The sequence below is a fragment of the Streptomyces sp. genome (assembly GCF_035644915.1).
GTDB lineage: Bacteria > Actinomycetota > Actinomycetes > Streptomycetales > Streptomycetaceae > Streptomyces.
The window spans coordinates 1-5356 of the sequence record NZ_DASQNP010000195.1 but is presented as its reverse complement, the minus strand read 5'-3'; the positions used below and the strand labels follow the sequence as shown (position 1 = coordinate 5356).

The 5356-nt window shown below is 71.1% G+C and carries 2 protein-coding genes and 2 pseudogenes; 3 read left to right on the top strand and 1 reads right to left on the bottom strand.

Annotated features, from left to right (window positions below):
- A pseudogene (locus VE546_RS28060) lies at nt 1–187 on the top strand (hypothetical protein); the annotation flags it as partial.
- Nucleotides 169–2835, top strand: a complete 2667-nt coding sequence (locus VE546_RS27910) for a hypothetical protein (RefSeq protein ID WP_422664566.1) — start codon at nt 169–171, stop codon at nt 2833–2835. The pseudogene VE546_RS28060 and the gene VE546_RS27910, both read left to right, overlap by 19 nt.
- A 260-nt stretch (nt 2836–3095) precedes the next feature.
- Here VE546_RS27910 and VE546_RS27905 read toward each other — a convergent pair whose 3' ends face one another.
- The gene (locus tag VE546_RS27905; protein WP_324924891.1) at nt 3096–5006 is read right to left on the bottom strand and encodes an acyl-CoA synthetase; all 1911 of its coding nucleotides are present in this window, start codon (nt 5004–5006) and stop codon (nt 3096–3098) included.
- 274 nt (nt 5007–5280) lie between these two features.
- Between VE546_RS27905 and rpsL the strand changes: the two are divergent.
- Nucleotides 5281–5356 (top strand): annotated as a pseudogene (gene rpsL / locus VE546_RS27900) (30S ribosomal protein S12); the annotation flags it as partial.

Sequence of the window (5356 nt, the reverse complement as noted above, 5' to 3'; positions counted from 1 at the left end):
CCGCTCGTCTGCGCGGCGTTCAACGCCGACTTCGACGGCGACCAGATGGCCGTGCACGTGCCGCTCTCGTTCGAGGCGCAGACCGAGGCGCGCGTCCTCATGCTGTCCTCGAACAACATCCTCAAGCCCTCCGACGGGCGGCCGGTGGCCGAGCCGTCGCAGGACATCGTGCTCGGCTGCTACTTCGCGACGAAGGCGCCGGCCGACTTCGACACGTACGTCAAGGACGCGGCCAAGGCGTCGTCGCTCAAGGCGTTCAGCACCGTGGGCGAGGTCGAGATGGCGATGGCGCTGGGGCGCCTGCAGTACGCCACGCCGATCCGCTACCTGATCGAGGACGAGCAGGGGCGGCGGCACGAGGTGACCACGGCGGGGCGCGTGCTGTTCAACGCGATCATCCCGACGGCGCTGCCGTTCCAGAACCGCGACATGAAGAAGAAGGCGCTCGGCGAGCTCGTGTTCGAGAGCTACCGGCGCGCCGGGCTGTCGGAGACGGTGCAGTTCCTCGACCGGCTCAAGACGTTCGGGTTCACGAACGCGACGCGCGGCGGCGTGTCGATCGGCATCGAGGACCTGCACATCCCGGCCGAGAAGGAGCAGCTGCTGCAGGAGGCCGGCGAGCGCGTCGAGCGCTTCCAGCGGGCCTACGCGACGGGCAACATCACGAACGGCGAGCGCTACAACAAGGTCATCGACACCTGGACGCACGCGAACACGGACATCGCCGACGCCATGGTGAAGTCGCTCCGGCAGGACAAGGGCGGCTTCAACCCGGTGTTCATGATGTTCGACTCGGGCGCGCGCGGCAGCCGCGACCAGATCCGCCAGCTCGCCGGCATGCGCGGCCTGATGGCCAAGCCGCAGAAGAAGCTCACCGGCGGCATCGGCGAGATCATCGAGGCGCCCATCAAGGCGAACTTCCGCGAGGGGCTCTCGACGCTCGAGTACTTCACGTCGACGCACGGCGCGCGGAAGGGCCTGGCCGACACGGCGCTCAAGACGGCCGACGCCGGGTACCTGACGCGGCGCCTCGTGGACGTCGCGCAGGACATGACGATCCAGGAGCACGACTGCGGCACCGAGACCGGGCTCGAGGTCGAGGCGCTGAAGGAGGGCGAGGACGTCATCGAGGCGCTGGCCGAGCGGATCGTCGGCACCGTCGCCGCGGAGGACGTGATCGACCCGCAGATGAGCGGCACGGACGGCCGGCCGCGCGTGCTCGCGGCCAAGGGCACGCTCATCGACGAGGACACGGCGCGCGAGGTCGAGGAGGCCGGGATCGAGCGGGTGAGCATCCGCTCGGTGCTGACGTGCGAGGCCCGCCGCGGGCTGTGCGCGCAGTGCTACGGCCGCAACCTGGCGACCATGCAGATGGTCGACCCGGGCGAGGCGGTGGGGATCATCGCCGCGCAGTCGATCGGCGAGCCGGGCACGCAGCTCACGCTGCGCACCTTCCACATCGGCGGCGCCGCCGCGCGTATCGCCGAGCAGACCGCGCGGCGCAGCAAGGTCGCGGGGACGATCGAGTTCGGCGACCGGCTGGTGTTCGTCACCAACCCGCAGGGGCAGCGCATCGTCACCAGCTACGAGGGCGAGATGACGATCCGCACCACCGGCGAGGCGGCCGGCGGCGCGGGCGCCCGCGTGCAGGTGCCGCTCGGCGCCATCCTCGAGGTGGACAACGGGCAGCAGGTGGCGCGCGACCAGGCGATCTTCACCTGGGACCCGTACACGAACCCGATCATCTCGGACGTGTCGGGCACCATCCGCTTCGTCGACCTCAACGAGGACGAGACGATCGCCGAGGAGCTCGACGAGCTCACCGGCCTGCGCCAGCGCGTCGTGATCGAGGACCGCGAGAAGAAGCTCCACCCGCACATCGAGATCTGGCAGGAGAAGGGCGGCAAGGAGGTGCGCGTCCGCGACTACATCATCCCCGTCGGCGCCGTGCTGATGGTCGACGACGGCGAGCGGGTGGACGCCGGGCGGATCTTCGCGAAGGTGAGCCGCGAGGCGTACAAGACGCGCGACATCACGGGCGGCCTGCCGCGCGTGGCGGAGCTGTTCGAGGCGCGCAAGCCCAAGGACCCGGCGACCATCGCCGAGCAGGACGGCGTGGTGCGCTTCGGCGACATCAAGCGCGGCAAGCGCGAGATCCGCGTGGTGCCGGTCAACGACGACGGCTCGCTCAACGAGGAGGAGTCGCTGACCTACGAGGTGCCGTCGGGCAAGCACCTGCGCGTGCACGAGGGCGACCGCGTGCGCGCCGGCGACCGCCTGTCGGAGGGCCCGGTGAACCCGCACGACATCCTGCGGATCAAGGGGCCGCGCGCGGTGCAGGAGTACCTCCTCAACGAGGTCCAGGAGGTGTACCGCCTGCAGGGCGTGAAGATCAACGACAAGCACATCGGCGTCATCGTCCGCCAGATGCTCCAGAAGAACCGGATCACCGAGCCGGGTGAGACGGAGTTCCTGGAGGGCGAGACGGTGGACCGCACGGTGTTCCTGGACGCCAACCAGGCGGCGTTCGACCGGGGGCAGCGGCCCGCGATCTCCGAGCCGCTGCTGCTCGGGATCACCAAGGCGTCGCTGACCACGCAGTCCTTCATCTCCGCGGCCTCCTTCCAGGAGACCACGCGGGTGCTGACCGACGCCGCCATCCGCGGCGCCCGGGACAACCTGCAGGGGCTGAAGGAGAACATCATCATCGGCCACCTGATCCCCGCCGGCACCGGCATCTACCGGTACCAGGAGGTCGGGTTCGGCGACGAGGGCGCGGCGCAGGCTGCGGCCGCGGTCGCGGAAGAGGCGGCGCGCCAGCCGGTGGAGGCGTAAGTCTCGACTGATTGAACGGCGGGTTTAGGCGTGCCCCCGGCTGGCGCCGGGGTCGGGCTTCGGCTCCGTAAGGCAGCAAACAACGCTGCCTAACGGAGTCGAGCCCCGGGGATACTGCCCCCCGGGTCTCGCCCCTTCGGGCCGAAATCCCTCACGCAGGCTCCGCCGGTACGTGTAGTTCAGTCCGTCTCCCAGAACGGCGAAGCGGCCCCGGGCATCCAGCCCGGGGCCGCTTCGCATTTTCGCTCGTCGTCCGGCGTCTACCCGGCGATCTCCACCTCGTACGCGACGGTGTAGCGGCCGAGCGCCTGGCGGACTCGCTCCTGCACCGTGTCCGGGTCCACGTCCCCCGCCTCTACCTTCAGCCGCACCCGCGTGCCGCGCACGGGGTCGGGCCCTGCCTCCGCAACCACCGCTCCCAGCCCCAGCGCGGCGACCTCCTCGCGGTAGACGTCGGCGGCCTCCAGCCAACTCAGCTGCGGCTTGAAGATCTTGCCCACGGCCGTCAGGGGAATCCGCTCCACGATGCGCACCCCCTTCGGCACGGCGGCGCGCTCCCCGATGCACCCCGCCAGGAAGCGGAGCAGGTCGTCCTCGGAGGCCTCGGCGCCGGGCTTGAGCTGCACGTAGGCGACGGGCACCTCGCCCGCGTGCGGGTCCGGGCGACCCACCGCAGCGGCGAGCGCGACGGCGGGGTGTTCGTGCAGCGGCCCCTCGATGACCCGGGGGTCGATGTTGTGGCCGCCGCGGATGATCAGCTCCTTGCTGCGGCCGGTGAGCCACAGGTAGCCGTCCTCGTCCGTCCGGCCCAGGTCGCCGGTGTTCAGCCACGGGCCGCCCCCGTCCCCCGTGTCGATCCAGGCGTCGCCGTGCTCGGCGCCGCCCCGGTACCCCGCGAACACGTTGGGGCCGCGGGTCGCCACCACCCCGATCTCACCCGGCTCGCACTCCCTTACGTAGCTGCCCTCCCGGTCGAGCACGAGCGTCGCGACCTGCTGGTAGGGGAGCCGCAGTCCCACGGAGCCGACGCGTCTGTCGCCCCGCAGTGGGTTGACGCAGCTCACGCACGTCCCTTCGGTCAGGCCGTACCCTTCCAGGATGCGGACCCCGGTGCGCCGTTCGAACTCCCGGAACACCTCGGTCGGCATGGGGGCGGCGCCGCACAGCGCGAACCGGAGCGAGCCCACGTCGGCGTCGCCGATGGGCACGTCCAGCAGCCCGGAGTAGAGGGTGGGCACGCCGCTGAAGAAGTTCACACCGTAGTGCTCCACGATCTTCCAGAAGGCCGCGGCCACGCCGGGCCCGCGGTATCCCTGCGGCGTCCCGAGGACCACGGTTCCTCCCCGGCTCCAGGGGATCAGCCCCGTGACCAGCACGCCGTTGACGTGGAAGAGGGGGAGCCCGCAGAAGAACACCTGGCCGGGCTGGACGTCCAGGGCGAGCGAGGCGGACCAGGCGTCGAAGACCTGATTGCGGTGCGTGTGCCGGGCGAGCCGCGGGGCGCCGGTGGTCCCGCCGGTGTGGAAGTAGGCGGCAGGGTCGTCAGGCTGGATGCTCCGCCCGCTCGCCAGCCGGTCGCCGGGGTGCTCCGCCATGGCGGGCCGGAGGTCCAGCACGCGGACGCCCGCGATCTCCGGAGCGGGCGCCCTCTCCGCCCCGGGGACGTAGTCGGCCAGGTGCACCCGGAGGACGGTCTCCAGCGTAGGGACCCGGTCCACGATGGAGGCGACCTTCTCCCAAAGGTCGGAGCCGGGAAAGGGGGCGAGCGTGGCGAGGACCCGTGTCCCGGCGGCGCACATGATCTCGGCGATCTGCTCCGGCTCCAGCAGCGGGTTGACCGGGTTGACGATCCCCGCCGCCTCGCCCCCCCAGATCAGGAAGTGCGTCTCGGGGAGGTTGGGGAGGACCAGGGACACCACTTGCTCGCCGTCCACGCCCAGGTCGTGCAGCAGGTTGGCCGTGCGGTGGACCGCCTCCAGCAGCTCTCCGTAGGTGAGGTCGGTCAGGCGGTCGTACGCCGCCGCGGCCGGGAAGAAGCGCAAAGCCGTCCGGTCGACGTGCTGCGCCGCCGCGCGGGCGAGCATCTCGTAGGTGCTGGACGGGAGCTCCCGCTCCCGGAGCGGGACCCGCTCGGCGGCCTCAACGTCGGCCAGGGTGGCGAACCCGGTCATGGGCTTCGATGCTCGAGTGCGTGGTCGGCGGAGAGCGGCGCGAAAGGCCCTGCCGCGCGCCCGGAGGCACAAAGGTGCGCGGGGGAGCGGAAGCGGACAAGAGCGGCCGCCGGACCCCCGCGTCCCGCCCCGGGAGCCGGGGGCGGGGCGTTGACACAATCCCGGAACCCCATTACCTTTCCCGGTCTGTCGCCTAACTCCTGTTGGCGGCGGCGGGGGCGCGGTTCTGCTTCCGCCAGTCTTTTTTTCGTCTATCCCAGGGCTCTCACCGAGTATGCCGACGATCAACCAGCTGGTCCGCAAGGGGCGCGAGGCGCTCGTGACGAAGAGCAAGTCGCCCGCCCTGCGGA

Bases quoted from the DNA above. Each gene is read 5' to 3' on its own strand.
- VE546_RS27905 (WP_324924891.1), bottom strand. From the start codon at position 5,006: ATGACCGGGTTCGCCACCCTGGCCGACGTTGAGGCCGCCGAGCGGGTC.